This window comes from Promicromonospora sp. NPDC057138, from assembly GCF_042670845.1.
Taxonomy (GTDB): domain Bacteria; phylum Actinomycetota; class Actinomycetes; order Actinomycetales; family Cellulomonadaceae; genus Promicromonospora.
Genome location: NZ_JBHUUX010000002.1, coordinates 226,906 through 245,611, shown reverse-complemented (window position 1 = coordinate 245,611; position 18,706 = coordinate 226,906). Strand labels below are relative to the sequence as shown.

13 protein-coding genes are annotated in these 18,706 nt (G+C 71.8%); 5 read left to right on the top strand and 8 right to left on the bottom strand.

Features of this window, described 5'->3' with window-relative positions; all coding sequences use genetic code 11:
• The first annotated feature begins 77 nt into the window (after window positions 1–77).
• The 3 genes from ACFT2C_RS02700 to ACFT2C_RS02690 are packed head-to-tail and all read left to right on the top strand — an operon-like array spanning window position 78 to window position 5,628.
• Entirely contained in the window at window positions 78–2,513 is a 2,436-nt protein-coding gene (locus ACFT2C_RS02700) for a glycoside hydrolase N-terminal domain-containing protein (RefSeq protein ID WP_377205452.1), read from the top strand.
• Between the two features lie 15 nt (window positions 2,514–2,528).
• On the top strand, window positions 2,529–3,512 hold the full coding sequence (locus ACFT2C_RS02695; protein ID WP_377205451.1) for a LacI family DNA-binding transcriptional regulator: 984 nt from the start codon (window positions 2,529–2,531) through the stop codon (window positions 3,510–3,512).
• Between the two features lie 37 nt (window positions 3,513–3,549).
• Window positions 3,550–5,628 carry a TIM-barrel domain-containing protein gene (locus tag ACFT2C_RS02690; RefSeq protein ID WP_377205450.1) on the top strand — a complete coding sequence of 693 codons (2,079 nt, stop codon included), beginning with the start codon at window positions 3,550–3,552 and terminating at the stop codon, window positions 5,626–5,628.
• 96 nt (window positions 5,629–5,724) lie between these two features.
• Here ACFT2C_RS02690 and ACFT2C_RS02685 read toward each other — a convergent pair whose 3' ends face one another.
• The 5 genes from ACFT2C_RS02685 to ACFT2C_RS02665 form a co-directional block, all read right to left on the bottom strand.
• Window positions 5,725–7,965: an RICIN domain-containing protein gene (locus ACFT2C_RS02685; RefSeq protein ID WP_377205449.1), complete on the bottom strand. Its 2,241-nt coding sequence runs from the start codon at window positions 7,963–7,965 to the stop codon at window positions 5,725–5,727.
• 122 nt (window positions 7,966–8,087) lie between these two features.
• A complete protein-coding gene (locus tag ACFT2C_RS02680) occupies window positions 8,088–9,440 on the bottom strand; it encodes an ABC transporter substrate-binding protein (RefSeq protein ID WP_377205448.1) in 1,353 nt (450 codons plus the stop codon).
• Window positions 9,441–9,576: 136 nt separating this feature from the next.
• On the bottom strand, window positions 9,577–10,521 hold the full coding sequence (locus tag ACFT2C_RS02675) for a carbohydrate ABC transporter permease (RefSeq protein ID WP_377205447.1): 945 nt from the start codon (window positions 10,519–10,521) through the stop codon (window positions 9,577–9,579).
• A complete protein-coding gene (locus ACFT2C_RS02670; RefSeq protein WP_377205446.1) occupies window positions 10,521–11,474 on the bottom strand; it encodes a carbohydrate ABC transporter permease in 954 nt (317 codons plus the stop codon). The genes ACFT2C_RS02675 and ACFT2C_RS02670 overlap by 1 nt, the downstream gene beginning before the upstream one ends.
• Window positions 11,471–13,684, bottom strand: coding sequence for a beta-galactosidase (locus tag ACFT2C_RS02665; RefSeq protein ID WP_377205445.1), 2,214 nt, complete (start codon window positions 13,682–13,684; stop codon window positions 11,471–11,473). The genes ACFT2C_RS02670 and ACFT2C_RS02665 overlap by 4 nt, the downstream gene beginning before the upstream one ends.
• 166 nt (window positions 13,685–13,850) lie before the next feature.
• Here ACFT2C_RS02665 and ACFT2C_RS02660 point away from each other — a divergent pair, with 166 nt between their 5' ends.
• Window positions 13,851–14,978, top strand: coding sequence for a LacI family DNA-binding transcriptional regulator (locus ACFT2C_RS02660; RefSeq protein WP_377205444.1), 1,128 nt, complete (start codon window positions 13,851–13,853; stop codon window positions 14,976–14,978).
• Window positions 14,979–15,041: 63 nt separating this feature from the next.
• Here ACFT2C_RS02660 and ACFT2C_RS02655 read toward each other — a convergent pair whose 3' ends face one another.
• From ACFT2C_RS02655 to ACFT2C_RS02645, 3 genes are read right to left on the bottom strand one after another with little or no spacing between them, the layout of a single operon-like run.
• Entirely contained in the window at window positions 15,042–15,278 is a 237-nt protein-coding gene (locus ACFT2C_RS02655; protein ID WP_377205443.1) for a hypothetical protein, read from the bottom strand.
• Window positions 15,279–15,285: 7 nt separating this feature from the next.
• On the bottom strand, window positions 15,286–16,359 hold the full coding sequence (locus tag ACFT2C_RS02650) for a Gfo/Idh/MocA family protein (protein WP_377205442.1): 1,074 nt from the start codon (window positions 16,357–16,359) through the stop codon (window positions 15,286–15,288).
• A gap of 24 nt (window positions 16,360–16,383) precedes the next feature.
• Complete coding sequence (locus ACFT2C_RS02645; RefSeq protein ID WP_377205441.1) at window positions 16,384–17,580, bottom strand: Gfo/Idh/MocA family protein; 1,197 nt, start codon at window positions 17,578–17,580, stop codon at window positions 16,384–16,386.
• 118 nt (window positions 17,581–17,698) lie between these two features.
• On the opposite strand from ACFT2C_RS02645, the gene ACFT2C_RS02640 reads away from it, so the two are divergent.
• Window positions 17,699–18,700, top strand: a complete 1,002-nt coding sequence (locus tag ACFT2C_RS02640) for a LacI family DNA-binding transcriptional regulator (protein WP_377205440.1) — start codon at window positions 17,699–17,701, stop codon at window positions 18,698–18,700.
• Window positions 18,701–18,706 lie beyond the last annotated feature (6 nt).

The following is an 18,706-nucleotide window of genomic DNA, read 5'->3' as shown; positions in this document are numbered from 1 at the left end:
TGGGCGTGACCGTTGCGCCTCAAACGGGCACGTAGTCGCAACGGTCACGCCCACAACCAGGACTTGAAGGAGAGCACGTGTCACATCGCATCCAGCCCGGTGACCAGGCCAGCAGTATTGACCAGGCGAGCAGTGTCGACCAGGCGATCAGCCTGGAGCGGCCCGCCGCAGGGTTCCCCGACGCGTTCCTGCTCGGCAACGGCTCGCTCGGAGCGACGGTCTACGGACGACCAGGCGTCGAGACATTCGACCTGAACCTCGACACCGTCTGGTCCGGCGGCCCCGGCAGAGCGCCGCGGAGCGAGGTGCGCCCCGGGACCCTCGACGAGCTGCGCGCGGCCGTCGCGGCCGGCGATCACGGGAGAGCCGACAAGCTGTCCCGGGAGCTCCAGGCCCCGGGCTGGACCGAGTCGTACCAGCCGCTCGGGCGGCTGACCTGGCGGTGGGGGCCGGACGGCGAGGCAGACACCGACGAGCCAGACGCCGACGAGCCACGCACCTACCGGCGGCAGCTCGACCTGGCCTCGGCCACCGCCCGGGTGGAGACCGGATCAGGGTCGATGGAGACGTACGTCAGCGCCCCGGACGGCGTGCTCGTCGCCGAGGCCCACGGCACCCAGGCCTCGCCCGGCGCTGTGCTCGAACCAGCGCTCGGCTTCGACTCGCCCCACCCCGTCGACGTCACCGTGTCCACGGAGGACGGCGTCCCATGGCTCGTGGCCGTCGGACGCGCCTCGAGCCGTGCGCTGCCGAACTACGGCGAGGCGGCCGCCGACGCCGTCGTCTACGACGAGGCCGCGCCCGACGACGACGGCCTGGTCGACGCCGGCACGGGCTGGGCGGTCGTCGCCGCCGTCACGGGCGACCGGAGGCTCGTCGCCTCTGCGGCGAGCGGCTTCCGCGGCGCGGGCCAGCGGCCGAGCGCCGACCTCCCGGCCCTCGCCCGGGAGGCGACCGCGCGCGTCCGTGCCGCACTGGCCCAGGAGGCCGCCGACCTGCGGCGACGCCACCTCGAGGACTACACCGAGCTGTTCGGCAGGGTCCGGCTCGACCTGTCCGCGTCGGACGACCCCCGGGCGACCGCCGCGCAGCGGTACTTCGACCTCGGCCGGTACCTGCTCATCTCCAGCAGCCGGCCCGGGACGCAGGCGGCGAACCTGCAGGGCATCTGGAACCTCGACGTCCAGCCCGGATGGAGCTCCAACTACACGACCAACATCAACGTCGAGATGAACTACTGGGCCGCCGAACAGGCGGCGCTGCCCGATCTGCACGAGCCGCTCTTCGACCTCGCCCGCGACCTCGCCGAGGCCGGCCGCGCCACCGCCCAGGCGATCTACGGCGCCGCCGGAGCAACGACCCACCACAACACGGACATCTGGCGGTTCACAGCGCCCGTGGACGGCGAGCCGCAGTGGTCCAACTGGCAGTTCGGCCTGGCCTGGATCGCCGCGCACGTCGGCGACCGGCTCGAGTACAGCTGGTCCGACGAGTTCGCCCGGACCGTGGCGCTGCCCGTGACCCGGGCCGTCGTCGAGTTCGCGCTCGACCAGCTCGTCGAGGACGCCGAGGGCCTGCTCGTCGTGAGCCCGTCGACGTCCCCGGAGCATCCCTTCCTTGCCGGAGGGGACGGCGGCGAGCAGGACGGCGAGCGCGGCACCGTCACCGCCGGGTCCACGATCGACCAGGAGCTCGCGGCGCAGGCGCTCGACCGGTACGTCCGGCTCGCCGAGCGCCTCGACGTCGCCGACGCCGACGACGAGCTGGCCGGCCGCTGCCGCGCGGCTCTCTCCCGCCTCCGGCTCCCCACGGTCGACGACGCCGGACGCCTGCGCGAGTGGGCGCTGCCGCTGCTGCCCAGCGAGCCCGAGCATCGGCACCTCTCGCACCTGTACGGCGCGTACCCCGGCACACGGATCACGGAGACGGCCACGCCCGCCGAGTACGAGGCCGTCCGGCGCGCATTGGCCTACCGCCTCGAGAACGGCAGCGGGCACACGGGCTGGAGCCAGGCGTGGGTGCTCTGCCTGGCCGCACGGCTGCGCGACCCGGAGCTCGCCGAGCGGTCGGTCGGCGTCCTCGTCGACGAGCTCAGCTCGGCGTCGCTGCTCGACCTGCACCCGCTCGGCGAGGGCGCCATCTTCCAGATCGACGGGAACCTGGGCGGCACGGCCGGGCTGGCCGAGCTGCTGGTGCAGAGCCACGACGGCGCGGTCTCGCTGCTGCCGACGCTGCCGCCGTCGTGGCGCAGCGGCAGCGTCCGGGGCCTGCGTGCGCGCGGAGACCGGACCGTCGACCTCGCGTGGGAGTCGGGAACCCTGCGGCACGCCCGGATCCGGACCGCCGTCGACGGCGAGCTCGTGGTCGAGTGGGCCGCGGGACCTCGGCCGACCGTCGTCGACGACACGGGGGCGGCGATCGAGCCGCAGCCCACCGGACCCGCACCTCAGGGCCGCGCGCGCTGGGCCTGGAAGTCCACGGCGGGGCGGACCTATGAGATCGAGCAGGGCTGACCGGTGGGCAAACGCGTGACCATCCTCGACGTCGCCGCGGAGGCCGGGGTGTCCCGCCAGACGGTGACGCGAGCGATGAACGACATGAACGACATCAGCGCGCCGACGCGGCGGCGCGTGCTCGACGCCGCCGACCGGCTCGGGTATCGCCCGAGCCGGTTCGCCCGCAACCTGGTGACCCGGACGAAGACGAACGCGCTGGGCCTCGTGGTCTCGTCGTTCCGCAACCCGTACTACACCGACATCGCCGCGGACCTGCTGTCGGGGGCCGCCGAGCGCGGCTGGCAGCTGCTGATGTCGGCCGACGACGGTGTGGGCCCGGATGCCCTGGACAAGCTCTGCGCCCAGGTCGACGTGGTGGTCGGGCACTTCCACGCACCGGAGGCGGAGCTCCGCGAGGCCTGCGGTGGCCTCCCGGTGGTGAACCTCGAGACCGTGAGCACCCTGCCCGGCGTCCACTCGGTCCACGTCGACCTCGAGCCGGGGATCGGGGAGGCGGTCGGTGCGCTGCGCGAGCGCGGGGCACGCCGGTTCGCCATGGTGGACGCGGGGTACTCGCTGCAGTCGCTCGGGGCCTATGAGCCCACGCCCCGGAGACAGTGGTTCGAGCGTGCGGTGGGTGACCAGCTGGCCGGCGTCGTCGTCGCCGACGAGGACACGATCTCCGGGGGCGCCCACGCGTTCGCGGAGCTCCTCCGCAGGCACCCGGACGCCGACGCCGTCCTGATGTTCAACGACCTCATGGCCCTCGGCGCGGTGCAGAGCGCGCACGTCCTCGGCGTCGACGTCCCCGGCCGCGTCCGCATCATCGGCGTCGACGGCCTCGCCGTGGGCGAGGCCGTCAACCCGCCGCTCACGACCATCTCCATCGACCGGCAGGGCATCGCGTCGAAAGCGCTGGACATCGCCGAGATCCTGGCCGAGGCCGACTTCGCCACGGTCGCCCCGATCCATCGGACCGTCGGTACCCAGCTCCTCTGGCGCGCCTCGGCCGGCTGAACCCGGCCTTTTCACCACCGAACGAAAGAAGCGATGCATGACCACGACCACCACACCGCCCGCGGCCTCCGGCCCGGAGGCCCCCGCAACCGCCCCCTGGCAGGTGGACGGGACGACGTTGACGTGGCGGGGCGGCGGAGAAGTGCTCGTCGTCGAGCCGTGGGGACCGGACAGCGCGCGCGTCCGGTCGGCGCTGGGCGAGGTCGTGGACGCCGACTGGGCGCTGCTCCCAGCACCGGAGGCGAAGCACGCACGCGTCGAGGTCGACGGCGACGTCGCCACCCTGGTCAACGGGGGGCTGCGCGTCGTCGTGACCGCGTACGACCACTACCACTGGCAGGGTGGACAGCGCCGCTTCGGGTGTCGCGTCGCCTTCCAGGACGCCGGGGGCCGCGAGCTGCTGTCCGAGCGCGACTCCGGCGGCGCGCTCGCCCTGAACGCCCGCCAGTACGACGCGGCCGCCGCGGGCGGCGGGAGGGCCGCGCTGTTCCTGGAGAGCCCGGCCGACGAAAAGCTCGTCGGGATGGGCCTGTACCAGCAGGACCACATCGACCTCAAGGGGTGCTCGCTCGAGCTGGCGCACCGCAACTCGCAGGCCAGCGTGCCGTTCGTCGTCTCCAGCGCGGGCTACGGGATGCTGTGGCACTCGCCGTCCGTCGGGCGGGCGACCTTCGCTCGCAACGGCACCGAGTGGTCGGCCGAGTCCGCCCGCCAGATCGACTACTGGGTCACGGCGGGCGAGACGCCGGCGCAGATCACCCGGGCGTACGCCGACGCGACCGGGCACGCCCCGATGATGCCCGAGCGCGGGCTCGGCTTCTGGCAGTGCAAGCTGCGCTACACCTCCCAGGACGAGCTCCTCGAGGTCGCGCGGGAGCACCACCGGCGCGGCCTGCCGCTGGACGTCATCGTCGCGGACTTCTTCCACTGGCCGAAGATGGGCGACTTCCGGTTCGACGAGGAGTTCTGGCCCGACCCGAGCGGGATGGTCGACGAGCTGCGGACGATGGGCGTCGAGCTCATGGTCAGCGTGTGGCCCCAGGTCTCGCTCGAGTCGGAGAACTTCGACGAGATGTCCCGCCTGGGTCTGCTGGTGCAGAGCAACCAGGGCATCGACGTCCAGATGTGGTTCCAGGGGCCGAGCCGGTTCGTCGACACGACCAACCCCCGGGCGCGGGAGTACCTGTGGGACAAGCTCCGGGCCGGGTACGGCCGGCACGGCATCCGCACCTTCTGGCTGGACGAGGCCGAGCCCGAGTTCGGGCTGTACGACTTCGGCGCCTACCGCTACCACGCCGGCCAGGCGGTCGAGGTCAGCAACCTCTACCCGCAGACGTTCTCCCGCGCGCTCTTCGACGGCCAGCGGGGCGACGGCGAGACCGACGTCGTCAACCTGGTGCGCTGCGCATGGGCGGGCAGCCAGCGCTACGGGGCGCTCGTCTGGTCGGGCGACATCCACTCGTCGTGGACGGCGATGCGCCGGCAGATCACCGCGGGTATCCACATGGGCGCGGCCGGCGTGCCGTGGTTCACCACGGACATCGGCGGCTTCGGCGGCGGGCGCACCGACGACCCCGCGTTCCAGGAGCTCCTCGTCCGCTGGTTCCAGATGGGCGCGTTCATGCCGGTGATGCGCCTGCACGGCGACCGCGTCCCGCAGGTGCCGGTCATCGCGGCCGACGGCACGACCCGGATGGCGTCCGGCTCCGGGAACGAGCTGTGGAGCTTCGGCGAGGAGAACTACGAGATCCTCGCGCGCTACGTCCATCTTCGGGAGCGCCTGCGCGGCTACACCCGTGCGGTGATGCGCTCCGCGCACGACGACGGGCAGCCCGTGATGCGGGGCCTCTTCCACGACTTCCCCGGAGACCCGCAGGCGTGGGACGTGGGCGACCAGTTCATGCACGGGCCGGACGTGCTGGTCGCGCCGGTCACCGAGCCCGGCGCGACGTCGCGGCCCGTGTACCTGCCCGCGGGCGCGAGCTGGACCGACCTGCACACGGGCGCCGTGCACGCCGGCGGCCAGTGGATCGAGGCCGCCGCCCCGCGGCACCTGGTCCCCGTGTTCACCCGGGACGGCGCCCTGCCCGAGCTCCGCGGGTTCCTCGTGCCCTGACGGTGTGCCCCGACGCTGTGACCCGACGGTGAGGTAACGGAGAGTAGACACCGTCTACTCTCCGTTACCGCTCCGTGCGCGAGCAGTGTCAGCCCGTCACGACGTGACGCGCTGCCACGCCTGGTTGGTCCCGCCGTTGCACGTCCACTGCTGGACCTTCGCGCCGTTGGCGGTCGAGAACGCGTCGACGTCGAGGCACTTGCCGCTGTTGCGGTTGACGACCTGGACGTTCCCGCCGGCGACCGCCTGCACCTGCCACTGCTGGTTGGTCCCGCCGTGGCAGGCCCACTGCTGGACGGTCCCGCCGTTGGCGGTCGAGCTCGCGCTCACGTCGAGGCACCTGTCGCTGTTGAGGTTCGCGATCTGGACGTAGCCGCCGGCGACCGCCTGGACCTGCCACTGCTGGTTGGTCCCGCCGGTGCACGTCCACTGCTGGACCTTGCCGCCGTCGGCTGTCGAGAACCCACTCACGTCGAGGCACTTGCCGCTGTTGCCGTTGACGAGGCGTTCGGGCTCCTGCTCGACCAGGGTCCAGTCCTGCGAGCCGTCCGTCGCCGCAGCCTGGAGCGTGAGCTGCGCCCCGGCCGTCGCGCCGGTCAGGTACAGGCCGGTGTTCGCGGCGGCCTGCAGCCGGGTGTACCCGTCGCTCGTCGTGACGACGTTCCAGAGCCCGGACTCGGTGTTGTCCACCCACTGGCCGATCTTCTGGCCTGCGGACGGCGTCCCCGTCCAGATGCCCGCCGCCCGCCCGCCGGACTTGTTGAGCAGGGTCACCGCCCCGCCGCCCTTCGTGACGACGTGCCAGTACTGCGTGTCGCCGTCCGACGCCGAACCGGCCGTCTCCAGGACGACGTCGGGCACGTCGCCGTTGCCGATGTTGGCGTCGTTGCTGTGGTTGCCCGTGCCGATCACCTGGCCGGTCTTCCGGTTGACGAGCCGGTAGTACGCGCCAGCCGAGCGGCCGAGGTCCACCTCGCCGTACCGGATGATCGCGTTGCTCGTGGCGCCGCCCCACGTGCCCTGGAGAATGACCACCCGCCCGGTCCGCGTGACGTACTGCAGGTTCCGGCTGTAGCCGGAGCCGACGGTCGTCTGGTACTCGGTCCACTGGCCGGTGCTCGACCCGGTGCGGTTGACCCAGACGTTGCCGCTGCCGCTCGCGTTGTAGGCGATCCGGCCGCCGGGCAGCGGGATCAGCACCGGGCTGCCGCCCGTGGCGAGCCTGCGCGAGCCGCTGCTGACGCCGAGGGTGTCGACCCCGGTCCCGTCGACGTCGCCGTCGGCGAAGAACCGCAAAGGGTCGGTGGCGGTCTTGAACCGGGTGTTCGTCCCACCGCCCCAGTACTCGAACGTGAGCAGCCACTTGCCGTCCGACGTCGGGGCGATGGTCGTCATGCCGGGCCGGCCGCCGCCGATCAGCGACTTCCCGCCGACGTTGACCGTCTTGCCCGCGACGTCCACGACCGGGGCGCTCCACGCCGCGCTCGTGCCGTCCCAGGTGCGGTGGGCGAGGATCTGGCCGTTCGAGTCGGTGGCCGTGTCGTTCGCCGGGTCCAGCGTCGCGACGCCCGTCGTGCTGTTGTAGCCGAGGTAGTCGTTCTCGTCCGAGTAGTAGGTGACCAGCTTCCCGTCGCGCACGATGAGGAACGGCTCCCAGACGGGGTCGACCTGCCGGTAGGTGTTGGCCGCGGCGACGTTCGTGCCGATCGCCCCGGCGCTGCCGCCCTGCCAGCCGCCGGTCGCGATGACGTTGACGACCTTCCACGTCACGCCCTGGTCGGCGGACGAGAACAGGGCGAGCGCCATGTCCTTGCGGTCGCCGTCGTTCGACGGCGTCCAGCCCGGGTCGGCCGCCATGTGCTCGGTGTAGTAGTAGTCCTCCCCCGTGACGACGCTCGCCAGCAGCAGCGTGCCCGCCGCCAGGTTGCCCACGTTCTGCGGCAGCACGTAGAAGTACGGGCTGCCCCAGTTGCTCGTGTACTTGGCGTAGGCGGGGTCGCTCGAGAGCTCCGCCGGCGGCCGGACCTCGGAGAGGGCCTGCCACGTGGTGCCGTCGTCGTCGCTCTTGTAGACCGGGAGGGTCTCGCCGGTCGCGCCGCCGCTGACCGGGTTGACCGTCGCCTTCTCGAACCCCGCGACCAGGCGGCCGCTCGGCAGCTCCGTGGACTTCGGGTAGACGGCGCAGTTGCCGCGACCCTTGAGGCACTGGTCGGCGTCGGTGAGCTGGTACACGATGCCGCCGGTCGGGCGGTAGGCCTGCGCGATGGCGGTCGGTACCAGGACGGTCACGAGCACCGCCAGAAATGCGGTCAGGACGAGCTTGGATCTAGACGTCATGCCCCCTCCTTGGGGATGTCATCGACCCGTGCGGGGCACGGGAAATCTCGTGACGCCGCTTCGGCGTCACGGCTTGCACCGCCACGGGGCCGACGTCGTCGTCGGCCCCGCGGCGCCCGGCGTCACTTGTTGACGCCGAAGCCCTGCGAGCTGCCGTAGGTGACGATCTGGTCCTGCCAGGCCTGCAGGCCGGCGTTCAGGTCGCTCTTGTCCGTGTAGGCCGCGCCGACGGTGTCGGGGAAGACGCTGTTGGCGTAGACCTGGAACGGCAGGTACTGCCAGCCCGGTGCGACGTTCTTCGACGCCTCGACGAGGACCTGGTTGATCTTCTGGCCGCCGAAGTACTTGGGCGCCTCGCCCAGGAATTCCGGGGAGCTGAGCTGCGCCGTCGTCGAGGGGAAGCCGCCCTGCTCCAGGAAGATGTCGACGCTGTCCTCGGAGCTGTTCAGCCACCGCGTGAACGCCGCGGCGAGCGCGGGGTTCTTCGACTGCTTGATCACCGACTGGGCGCTGCCGCCGTTCTCGGCGGTGGTCGCGGAGCCGTCGTAGCTGGGCAGGGGTGCGACGCGCCACTTCCCGGCGCCGTCGGGCACCGAGCCCTCCAGGATGCCGGGCATCCACGCGCCGGTGACGATGGTCGCGATGGTGCCGTCGCCCAGGGCCTTCCACCAGTCGTCGCTCCAGGTGGGGATGTCGGCGAGCAGGCCGGGCTCGAGCAGCTGGTTCCAGGTGTCGGCCCAGAGCTTGGTGCCCTCGTCCTGCAGGTTCACCGTCACGTCGGTGCCGTCGGTCACGTAGGGCCGGCCGCCGGCCTGCCAGATCAGCGGCTGCGCGAAGCCGGGGTCGCCGGCGTCGTTGGTGATGTACGCCTTGGGGTCGGCGTCGTGCAGCTTCTTGGCGGCGGCGATGTACTCGTCCCAGGTCGTGGGGACGTCGATGCCGTGCTCGTCGAAGATCTCCTTGTTGTACAGGAGGACCATCGGGCCGGAGTCCTGCGGCAGCCCGTAGAGCGCCTCGCCGGAGGTCACGGCGGACCAGGTCGAGGCCGTGTACTGGTCCTCCAGGTCCCCGAGGCCGTATCCCGACAGGTCGAGCAGGCTGTCCGAGAGCACGAACTGCTGCAGGGCGTAGTACTCGATCTGCGCGACGTCGGGCGCGCCGGAGCCGGCCTTGATCGCGTTCTGCAGCTTGGTGTACTCGTCGGTCGCGGTGCCCGCGTTGACGACGTCGACGGTGACGTTCGGGTACTCCTTCATGAAGGCGTCGGCCTGGGCCTCGCCCGAGGGGGTCCACGTCCAGTAGGTGAGCTCGCCCCCTTCCTTGAGGGCCGCGTCGAGGTCGGCGGCCGAGCCGGCCGGGGCGCCGCCGCTCGCGTCGTCGGCGGAGCCGCAGCCGGCGAGGGTCATGGCGCTCAGTGCCACGGCGGCGAGCGCCGCCACGGCCTTGGTGCGGGTGGTACGGACTGATCTGGTCATGGTCGTTCCTTCACGTCTTTGTGCTGTGGGTCTGGGGGGTCTGGTGGGTGGGTCTGGGGTGGGTGGGTCTGGGGTGGGTAGGTCGGGGTGGCGGATGGCGGGGCGGGCGAGGGTGGTGGGCGGGGGTGTCAGGAGGTCACTGCTTGACGCTCCCGGCGCTGAGGCCGGACTGCCAGAAGCGCTGCAGGAGCAGGAAGATGACGACGATCGGCACGATGGTGATGAGGGAGCCGGTGACGACGAGGTTGAAGATCGGCTCGGCCGCGACGCCCGCCGCCTGCGCGCTCCACTGGTTGAGCCCGACGGTCAGCGGGTACCAGTCCGGGTCGGTGAGCATGATCAGCGGCAGGAAGTAGTTGTTCCAGGTCGCGACGACGGAGAACAGCGCGACCGTGACGATGCCGGGGGCCAGCAGACGGATCGAGATGGTGAAGAAGGTCCGCAGCTCCCCCGCGCCGTCGAGCCGGGCGGCCTCCAGGAGCTCCGTGGGGACGGAGTCGATCGTGTAGACCCAGATGAGGTAGAGCCCGAACGGGCTGATCAGCGACGGGATGATGATCGACCAGGGGGTGTTGGTCAGTCCGATCTGGCTGAACAGAAGGAAGGTGGGCACGGCCAGCGCGGTCCCGGGCACGGCGACGGCACCGAGGACGACGGCGAAGTACGCGCCGCGGCCGGGGAACCGGAACTTGGCCAGGCCGTAGCCGGCCAGGGTCGCGAGGAACGTCGCACCGCCCGCGCCGACGACGACGTAGAGCAGGGTGTTGCCGAGCCAGCGCACGAAGATGCCGTCGTCGTGGGTGAGGGTGGCGACGATGTTGTCCCACAGGGCGAAGGAGTGCCCGAACGAGAGGCCGAAGCTCGAGAACAGGTCGGGCTGGGTCTTGGTCGCGTTGACCAGGAGCCAGATGATCGGCACGAGCGCGTAGACGAGGAACAGCACCATCAGGAGCGTCATCGCGAGCGACTTGCGCGGGCGCGTCACCGAGAAGGGCCGGCGGGCTGTGCCGTTGCGGGTCTTGCCCGGGCGAGCGCTGCTGGTACGAGCGTCGACGTGGATGGTGCGCAGACCGGTGGACATCAGCGGTCCTCCTTCCGGGAACCGCGCATCTGCACCACGTAGGCGATCACCGCGGTGATCACGCCCATGATGATCGCGACGGTGGCCGAGTAGTTGTACTGCTGCCCGGCGAACGACAGGTTGTACGCGTACATGTTGGGCGTGAAGTTGCTGGTGATGACGTTGTTCGCGAGCGGCTGGAGGACGTTCGGCTCGTTGAAGAGCTGGAAGCTGCCGATGATCGAGAAGATGGTCGCGATCACGATGGCCCCGCGGATGGCGGGCAGCTTGATGGCCCGCACGACCTGCCAGCCCCGTGCGCCGTCGATCTCGGCCGCCTCGTACAGCTCGGTGGGGATCGTCCTGAGGGCCGAGTAGAAGATGACCATGTTGTAGCCGACGTACTCCCAGGTGACGATGTTGCCGATCGAGGCGGTGACCCACCGGCGCGCGAACGGCTGGAGCACCGCGGAGCCGAGCCAGTCGTTGATGCTCGCCGTCAGGCCGAAGTTGTCGCTGTACAGGAAGCCCCACATCAGGACCGCCACGACCGCCGGGACGGCGTAGGGCAGGAAGATCACCACGCGGAACAGGCCGGTGGCGTACAGGCGCGCGCTGTCGATCGCCAGGGCGGCGACCATGGCGAGCAGCAGCATGACCGGGACCTGGATCAGCAGGAACCCGAAGACGCGCCCGAAGCCGTCCCAGAAGCTCGGGTCCTTCAAGGCGGTGACGTAGTTGGCGAGACCCACGAACGGGTTGCCGCCCACGAGCTGGTTCTGGAAAAGGCTCAGCCACAGCGCGTACAGCAGCGGCGTGATGAACACGAAGACGAACACGAACGCGAACGGCCCGGTGAACAGCCAGCCGCGCCAGTCCTTCGCCCGACGGCGGATCGTGATCGGGGCCCGCGCACTCGCGCCCGGGGCGCTGGGCCCGCTGGTGCGGGCGGTGTAGGGCGTGGTGGTCGTCATCGGCCGGCCTCGCTGTTCTCGGGTGCTGTGTTCTCGGGTGCTGTGTTCTCGGGTGCTGGGTGCTCGGGTGTGATCAGCGTTCGGCAGCCCCACGGCCCGAGGGCGAGGTGCGAGCCGGCGGCGTGGGTGGTGTCGGCGGCGGCGTCCCGGACGTCGGCCGCGAGGACGAGGTTCTGCTCGCCCCAGCCCCAGTTGAAGACGAACCAGGCGCGCCGCCCGTCGGGCAGGGTGCCGGAGGAGACAGTGACGGCCGGCCCGTGGTCGCCGGCGAGCAGGTCGCCGACTCCCCGGGGAGCGGCCCAGCGCACGACGGCGGCCGCCAGTGCGCGCGACGGGACCGTGCCGACGGTGGTGACCCGTCCGCCGTCGTACGGATGGGTGACGACCGCGGGGAAGTCGCCGAACCGCGGGTGCTTGTACGTGGCCAGGGCCTGGGCGCCGTCGGGGATCAGGCCGTCGGCCCAGCGCTGGGCGGTGGCGTCCGAGTCGAGGACGAGCGGGCTGCCGTCCGTGGCCACGACCTGGACGTCGGCGTCGAGGTTGGAGAACTCCTCGTACCAGGCGCCGGCGGCGGCGTGCAGGCCGTCGGGCGCGACGGCGACGCGGGCGCGCGCCTCCTCGTCGGCATAGGCGGTGCGCGGCCCGAGGATCAGGTGGCCACCGGCGGCGGCGTACTCGCGCAGCAGTGTCAGGTCGTCGTCGGCCGTGACGTACAACCCGGCGGCGACGAGGACGGGGAAGCGGCGAGCCAGCTCCGCGGCGCCGAGGTCGTGCGCCTGGGGCACGTGCAGGATGCGCGCCTGCCGCCCGGCGCCGGTCACCCCGCGGTAGAAGGCGTCGACGATCTGCTCGTAGGACTCGTCGTCGCCCTGCCCGTCCCCCTTCCCGCTGGAGGCCAGCGGCGGCATGAACTGCATCGCGAAGCGGCTGGGGTTCGACCAGAGGATTGCGACGTCGGCGTCCGGCACGTACCCCTCCAGGGTGGTGCCGAGGTGGGCGAGCTCGGTGCCGATCTGAGCGATCTCCGCGTAGACCCGGCCCGGCCGGAGGCTGTGCGGCAGCACGCCGCCCCAGTAGGTCTCGGCGCCGTACGGCAGCGTGTGCCAGTGCCAGTACTCGATCATCGCCGCGCCGCGGGATATGAACGCGTACGCGGCCTGCCGGAGCTGGCCCGGGTAGGGCGGGTGGTTGGCGTGCGACGCGTCGATGGCCTGCGCATTGGTCTCGGTGACGAGGTAGCGCGCCTGACGCGAGGAGTACATGCGGTCGGCCTGCCGCAGGAGCCCGGCCACGCCGGTGGTGTTCCAGTAGTTCGGCTGGGCGAGCTCGGTGCCGGCCTCCAGGTGGTCCTGCATGCCGTAGTACGGGTTGCCGGCCGCGACGTCCAGGTGGCGCCCGAGCCGCTCGTCGTCGAGCGCGCGGCGCGGGTACTGCAGGCACGTGGTGACGAACTGCCCGGGACGGCGGTACTCGCCCACGATGTCCGCCTGCCAGGCGATGAACTCCTCGGTGACGTCCGCCTGGTAGCGGCGCCAGGCCAGGTCGTACTGGGGAAAGGTGTTGCCGTCGGGCCGCCACAGCTCGTCCCAGCCGTCCAGGCGGTGCGACCAGTAGGTCAGCCCCCACTCCCGGTTGAGGGTCTCGACGTCGCCGTACTGCTGCCTCAGCCGCCGCACGAACCGCGTGAACGTGCCGTGGTTGTGAATCAGCTCCAGCCCGGGCTCGTTGTCGACCTGGTACCCGATCACCGCGGGGTGCGAGGCGTAGCGGGCCAGGATCGCGCGGATCACGCGCTCGGCGTGGAAGCGGAACGCGGGGTGCGAGTAGTCGACCTCCTGGCGGGCGCCCCACGGGATCGGCTCACCCGTGCGCTGCTCGGCGGCGATCTCCGGGTACGCGGTCTGCAACCACGGCGGCACGGCGTAGGTGGGCGTGCCGAGGATGACGTCGATCCCCCGGTCCCCCGCCGCGTCGAGCACGGGTGCGAGCCACTCGAGGTCGAGCTCGCCGTCGCGGGGCTCCCACGTCGACCAGACCGACTCCCCCACGCGGATGACATTGATGCCCGCCGCCACCATCAGGTCGAGGTCCTCGTGCAGGCGGTCCTGCTCCGGGCGGTGGTACTCCGGGTAGTACGCCACGCCGAAGAGCACGTGGCGGGGCGGGTCGGCGTGGCCGGCGTCGTTCAGGTCAGGGTCGTTCGGGTCCATGAGGCAGCTACTCCGTTGTCGTGCGCTGGAACGCGAGTGACGCTAGCGCCGAATGTGACCGGTCACAATACTCCGAGACCAACTTGTTACCGGTCACATACGCTGAATGCCTCCGATGGCGCCCTACCGTGGGGACGACCCGGATTCACCGCACGAAGGAGACCGCATGCCCCCCGGCACCGCACCGCTGGATACCGGTGAGGCGCAGGACGCGCCCCGGGAAGACGCGTCGCCCGAGGTCACACCGGATGTCGAAGCCGTCGCCGGGTCCGTCGCCGCGTCGGCCCAGGAGCTCGGCCGGCCCGCCACGATCCGCGACGTCGCGGCGCTGGCCCGGGTCTCGCACCAGACCGTGCACCGGTACCTGCAGGGTTACGAGGGCATCCGGCCGGCGACGCGCGAACGCGTCGCCGAGGCGCTCACGGCCCTCGAGTACCGCCCGAACCTGACCGCCCGGTCGCTGACCACCGGCCGGTCGATGCGGATCGGCGCACTGACCCACGAGCTCGACCAGTTCGGCCCGAGCAAGATCATCCAGGGTGCGGCCCAGGCGGCCCGCGACGCCGGCTACGTGCTCGACATCCTGAGCCTCGACATGGGCGACCCCGAGGAGATCGACCAGGCTCTGCAGACGGTCACGCAGCACGACCTCGCGGGCGTGCTGGCCCTCGCCTCGACGGATCACATGGCGCAGGCGTTCGGCGCCGCCAACTTCCGGGTCCCCGCGTTCCTCGCCGGCGAGCAGGACGAGTTCGCGACCGACCACCCGTCACAGCTCACCAGCGTCGGCTTCCCCGCCCTCATCGACCACCTGGCGGACCTCGGCCACCACCGCCTCCTGCACCTCGCCGGCCCGACCGCCTGGTCGGCGGCGCGCAACCGTGCCCTCGCCTTCGAGACCGCCGTCGCGGCCCACGGCCTGGTGTCGGACGGCGTCGTGCACGGCGACTGGTCCGCGCGCTCGGGCTACGAGGTGGTCTCGGCGCTGCCGTCGAGCCTCGGCTTCACCGCCGTCGTCGCCGCCAACGACCAGATGGCGCTCGGCGCCCTGCTCGCCCTCAGAGAACGGGACCTGCGGGTCCCCGAGGACATCAGCGTCACCGGCATCGACGACATCCCCGACGCAGCCTTCTTCTCTCCCCCGCTCACAACCCTCCGGGTCGATTTCGTCGCCCAGGGACGCCGCGCCGTCGAGCACCTGCTGGCGCGGATCGCCCAGCAGGAGCCCGCGGACGACGACGCGCTGATCTCGCAGCTCGTCGTCCGCCGGTCCACCGGCGCGGCGGCCCTGTAGCCCGGTAACGCGGTAGCGGGCGGGCCGGCCTGCCCGCCCGACGGCGGCGGCCGCGCTGACGCGCTAGCGCCCCGCGTCGGCGCCGAGCGCCTTGGCCAGCAGGTCGCCGAGCCGGTCCAGCTCGGCGACCCGGCGAAGGCCGCAGCGGCGATCATCGCCGTCGCGGCCTCCGGGCAGGCGCCCCTGCACCAGCTCCTCGGCTCGGACTCCGTGTCGCTGGCGGCCGGTCGACTCCAGACCCTGTCGGACGACTTCGATGCCGCTCGCGGTCTCGCCGTCACGACGGACATCCCCGCCCACGCCCCGGTCACGGCGTCAGCGTCCGCGCCCCCTGCTGGGCCAGCACGCTGAGCTCGGCGGCCTTGAACGCGTGCTCCTGGGTCATCGCGGTCTCCGTGCGGTCGAGGCAGTCGCGGACGAGCTGCCCGAAGAACGGGTAGCCCACGTCCCCGTCCGTGACGAGGTGGTGCTCGCGCCGGCCGTCGACGAGGAACACATGGCCGGGGCCGTCGTCCGTGCCCACGTTGACGAACTTGCGCAGCTCGACGTAGCCGTCGGTGCCCAGGATGAACGTGCGCCCGTCGCCCCATGTGCTCAGGCCGTCCGGGGTGAACCAGTCGACCCGGCAGTAGCCGGTGGCGCCGTTGTCCATGACGATCGTCGCCTCGCCGAAGTCGTCCAGCTCGGGGTGCTCGGGGTGGTGGTAGTTCGCGATCGCCGAGTACGCGACCTCGGCGTCCTTCGCGCCCGCGTAGTAGAGCATCTGCTCGAAGTTGTGGCTGCCGATGTCGCACAGGATGCCGCCGTACTTGTCCTTCTCGAAGAACCAGTCGGGGCGGCCCGTGCCGAGCCGGTGCGGGCCGAGCCCCATCACCTGCACGACGCGGCCGATCGCCCCCTGGTCGATGAGCTGTCCGGCAAGCACGGCGGCCTCCACGTGGATCCGCTCGGAGTAGTAGACGGCGTACTTGCGCCCTGTCCGGGCGGTCGCCTCCCGGGCGGCCGCGAGCTGGTCGAGGGTCGTCAGCGGAGCCTTGTCCGTGAAGTAGTCCTTGCCCGCCTCGATGGCGCGCAGGCCCAGCGCGCACCGCTCGGACGTGACGGCGGCGCCGGCGACCAGGCGCACCTCGTCGTCGTCGAGGACCTCGTCCTCGCTCCGGGCGACCCGCACGTCGGGGAACCGCTCGCGGAACGCCGCCACCTTCGCGGGGTCCGGGTCGTAGACCCACTTGAGCGTCGCGCCCGCGGACGCCAGCCCCTCGCTCATCCCGTAGATGTGCCCGTGGTTGAGGCGCACCGCGCCGAACACGAACTCCCCGGGCTCCACGACGGGTGCGGGGATCGGTTCGGGCGCGTAGGCGGCGCCGCTGGTCGTCGTCATGAGGTCTCTGGTCCTTTTCTTGGGTCAAGCGTCGACGTCGGCGCTGCTGCCGACGGTGATCGCACCGGGCAGGCCGGCCACCGCCGTCGTCTTCTCGAAGAAGTGTGGTGCGCGCTCGACGAGCGCGCCCGCGCGGTAGTACGGGTCGTCCGGCGACAGCGGCAGGTCGACGGTGCGCCGCTCGATGCCCGCCTGGTAGATGGCGGTGACGAGCTCGATCGCGCGGCGCCCGTCCGCACCGCCCACGGCGGGCCGACGGCGTTCGCGCACCGCACCCAGCACGTCGCCGATCTGCCCGGCATGGCCGACGTGCGCCAGGGGCTGGTGCGCCGCCGCGAGCGCCTCGATCTCGGCGACACGGCCGGCGTCTCCGCCGGGGGCGGGGAAGCCGTTGGGCTCCGCGGCGTCGGCGACGACCTTCCACGGCTGGGACACGCGCGCGTGCCGTCCCTGCACGACTATTGCCTGCTCCTCCCCGTGGTGCACCACCGAGCTGGTCACCTCGGCCAGCGCCCGGTCGTACTGCAGGACGGCGACCGACAGGTCCTCGACCTCCGAGTTCTCGTGCGCGGCGTTGGTCAGCACGGCGGTGACGGCGCTGGGGTCGCCGAGCATCCACGAGGTGAGGTCGAGGTGGTGGATGGCGTGGTTGAGCGTGCACCCGCCGCCCTCCGACTCCCAGGTGCCGCGCCACCACAGGTCGTAGTAGGCGGGGCCGCGCCACCAGGCCGAGGAGACCTGCGCGTGGGATACGGGGCCGATCAGGCCGGAGTCCAGCACCGACTTCAGGGTGGCCATGTCGTCGCGGAAGCGGTTCTGCGCGACGACGGACAGGAGCCGGTCGTGCTCGGCGGCGGCCGCGATCATGGCGTCGCACTCCTCGAGCGAGGGCGCCATCGGCTTCTCGACGAGGACGTCGACGCCGGCCCGCAGCGCGGTGATCGTCAGCTCGGCGTGGGTGGACGGCGGCGTCGCGATGCTGACGAGGTCCAGGTCCTCGGCCGCGAGCAGGTCCTCGATCCGCTCGTACGCGCGCGGAGGGGTGAGGCCGGGCTGGGTGAGGCCGGGCTGGGTGAGCAGCGCGGCGGCCTTGCCGGGCACGATGTCGCACACCGCGACGATCTCGCACTCCTGAGGGAAGCGCAGGTAGCCGGCGATGTGGGTGGCGGCGATGCCGCCCGTCCCGACGATCCCGATCTTGAGCATGGTTCCTCCGGTCACGTGGCGGCCCTGCCGGTGATACGTGTCACCAGTGATACGTGTCACTATGGTTGTTGCGGGGTCGGCCAGTGTCAAGGGGGCCGGGTCAGAGGGGCCACCGTCACGAGGATGGAGAACCGTGAGCCTGTCAGTCCCACCGACGAGCCGCGACGTCGCGCGCCTGGCCGGCGTCTCGCAGACGACGGTGTCCTACGTCCTCACGGGGAAGGGCGCGATCTCCCCCGCCACGCGCGAGCACGTCCTGAAGGTCGCGGAGTCGATCGGCTACCGCCCGAACCTCGCCGCGCGGTCGATGCGCACCCGCCGCTCGGGGCGGCTGGCCGTGATCACGGGCATCACCATCGACCCGCAGCTACGCATGCTCACGGGTGCGAGCCACGTGGCCGGCGACGCCGGCTACGTCATGGAGACCCACAGCATCGACGGTACCGTCGAGGACCGGACCGAACGGGTGCTCGAGCTGGCGGCCGGCGGGCAGTACGAGGGCATCCTGACGTTCGTCCCGGTGCTCGCCCGGGCGCTCTCGGACGGCGCGACCGCGCCTCCGGTGCTGGCTGCGACGGCCTTCGACGAGAAGATGCGCAGCGTGGGCGAGCTGGCGGACGCCGGCCTGCTGGAGGTCTTCGTCAGCGCGCTCCACGCGGCGGGCTACCGTCGGTTCGTGCACGTCGCCGGGCCCCCGGAGTACTCCTCCGCCCGCGCACGCCGCGACACCTACCTCGCCTGCGTCGAGAGCCTTGGCGCCGAGTCGCTCGGCGTGCTCGGCGGACAGTGGTCGGCGGAGGCCGGACGGCGGGCCGTGCTCTCGCTGCCCGACGACGCGCCCCCGGTCGCCGTGCTCGCGGCCAACGACAACCTCGCCGTGGGCGTGCTGCGCGGCGCCGCCGAGCGCGGGTGGTCCGTGCCCGACGACGTGGCCGTGACCGGCTGGGACAACCCCGAGTTCAGCGGCTATACCACGCCGTCCCTGACGACCGTCGACGTCGACTTCGAGGAAGCCGGGCGCCACGCCATGCACCTCCTCGTCGCGGCGCTGCGCGGCGAGGAACCCCCGCCGCGCGGGTCCGCGCTCCAGCGCATCGTCTGGCGGGAGTCGACGGGGACGGCGTCGGCGAGCTGACTCTTT

What these genes read in the sequence shown, in the direction of transcription:
- ACFT2C_RS02690 (WP_377205450.1), top strand. Translation starts at nt 3,550, where the DNA reads ATGACCACGACCACCACACCGCCCGCGGCCTCCGGCCCGGAGGCCCCC.
- ACFT2C_RS02685 (WP_377205449.1), bottom strand. Translation starts at nt 7,965, where the DNA reads ATGACGTCTAGATCCAAGCTCGTCCTGACCGCATTTCTGGCGGTGCTC.
- ACFT2C_RS02680 (WP_377205448.1), bottom strand. Translation starts at nt 9,440, where the DNA reads ATGACCAGATCAGTCCGTACCACCCGCACCAAGGCCGTGGCGGCGCTC.
- ACFT2C_RS02675 (WP_377205447.1), bottom strand. Translation starts at nt 10,521, where the DNA reads ATGTCCACCGGTCTGCGCACCATCCACGTCGACGCTCGTACCAGCAGC.
- ACFT2C_RS02670 (WP_377205446.1), bottom strand. Translation starts at nt 11,474, where the DNA reads ATGACGACCACCACGCCCTACACCGCCCGCACCAGCGGGCCCAGCGCC.
- ACFT2C_RS02665 (WP_377205445.1), bottom strand. Translation starts at nt 13,684, where the DNA reads ATGGACCCGAACGACCCTGACCTGAACGACGCCGGCCACGCCGACCCG.
- ACFT2C_RS02660 (WP_377205444.1), top strand. Translation starts at nt 13,851, where the DNA reads ATGCCCCCCGGCACCGCACCGCTGGATACCGGTGAGGCGCAGGACGCG.
- ACFT2C_RS02650 (WP_377205442.1), bottom strand. Translation starts at nt 16,359, where the DNA reads ATGACGACGACCAGCGGCGCCGCCTACGCGCCCGAACCGATCCCCGCA.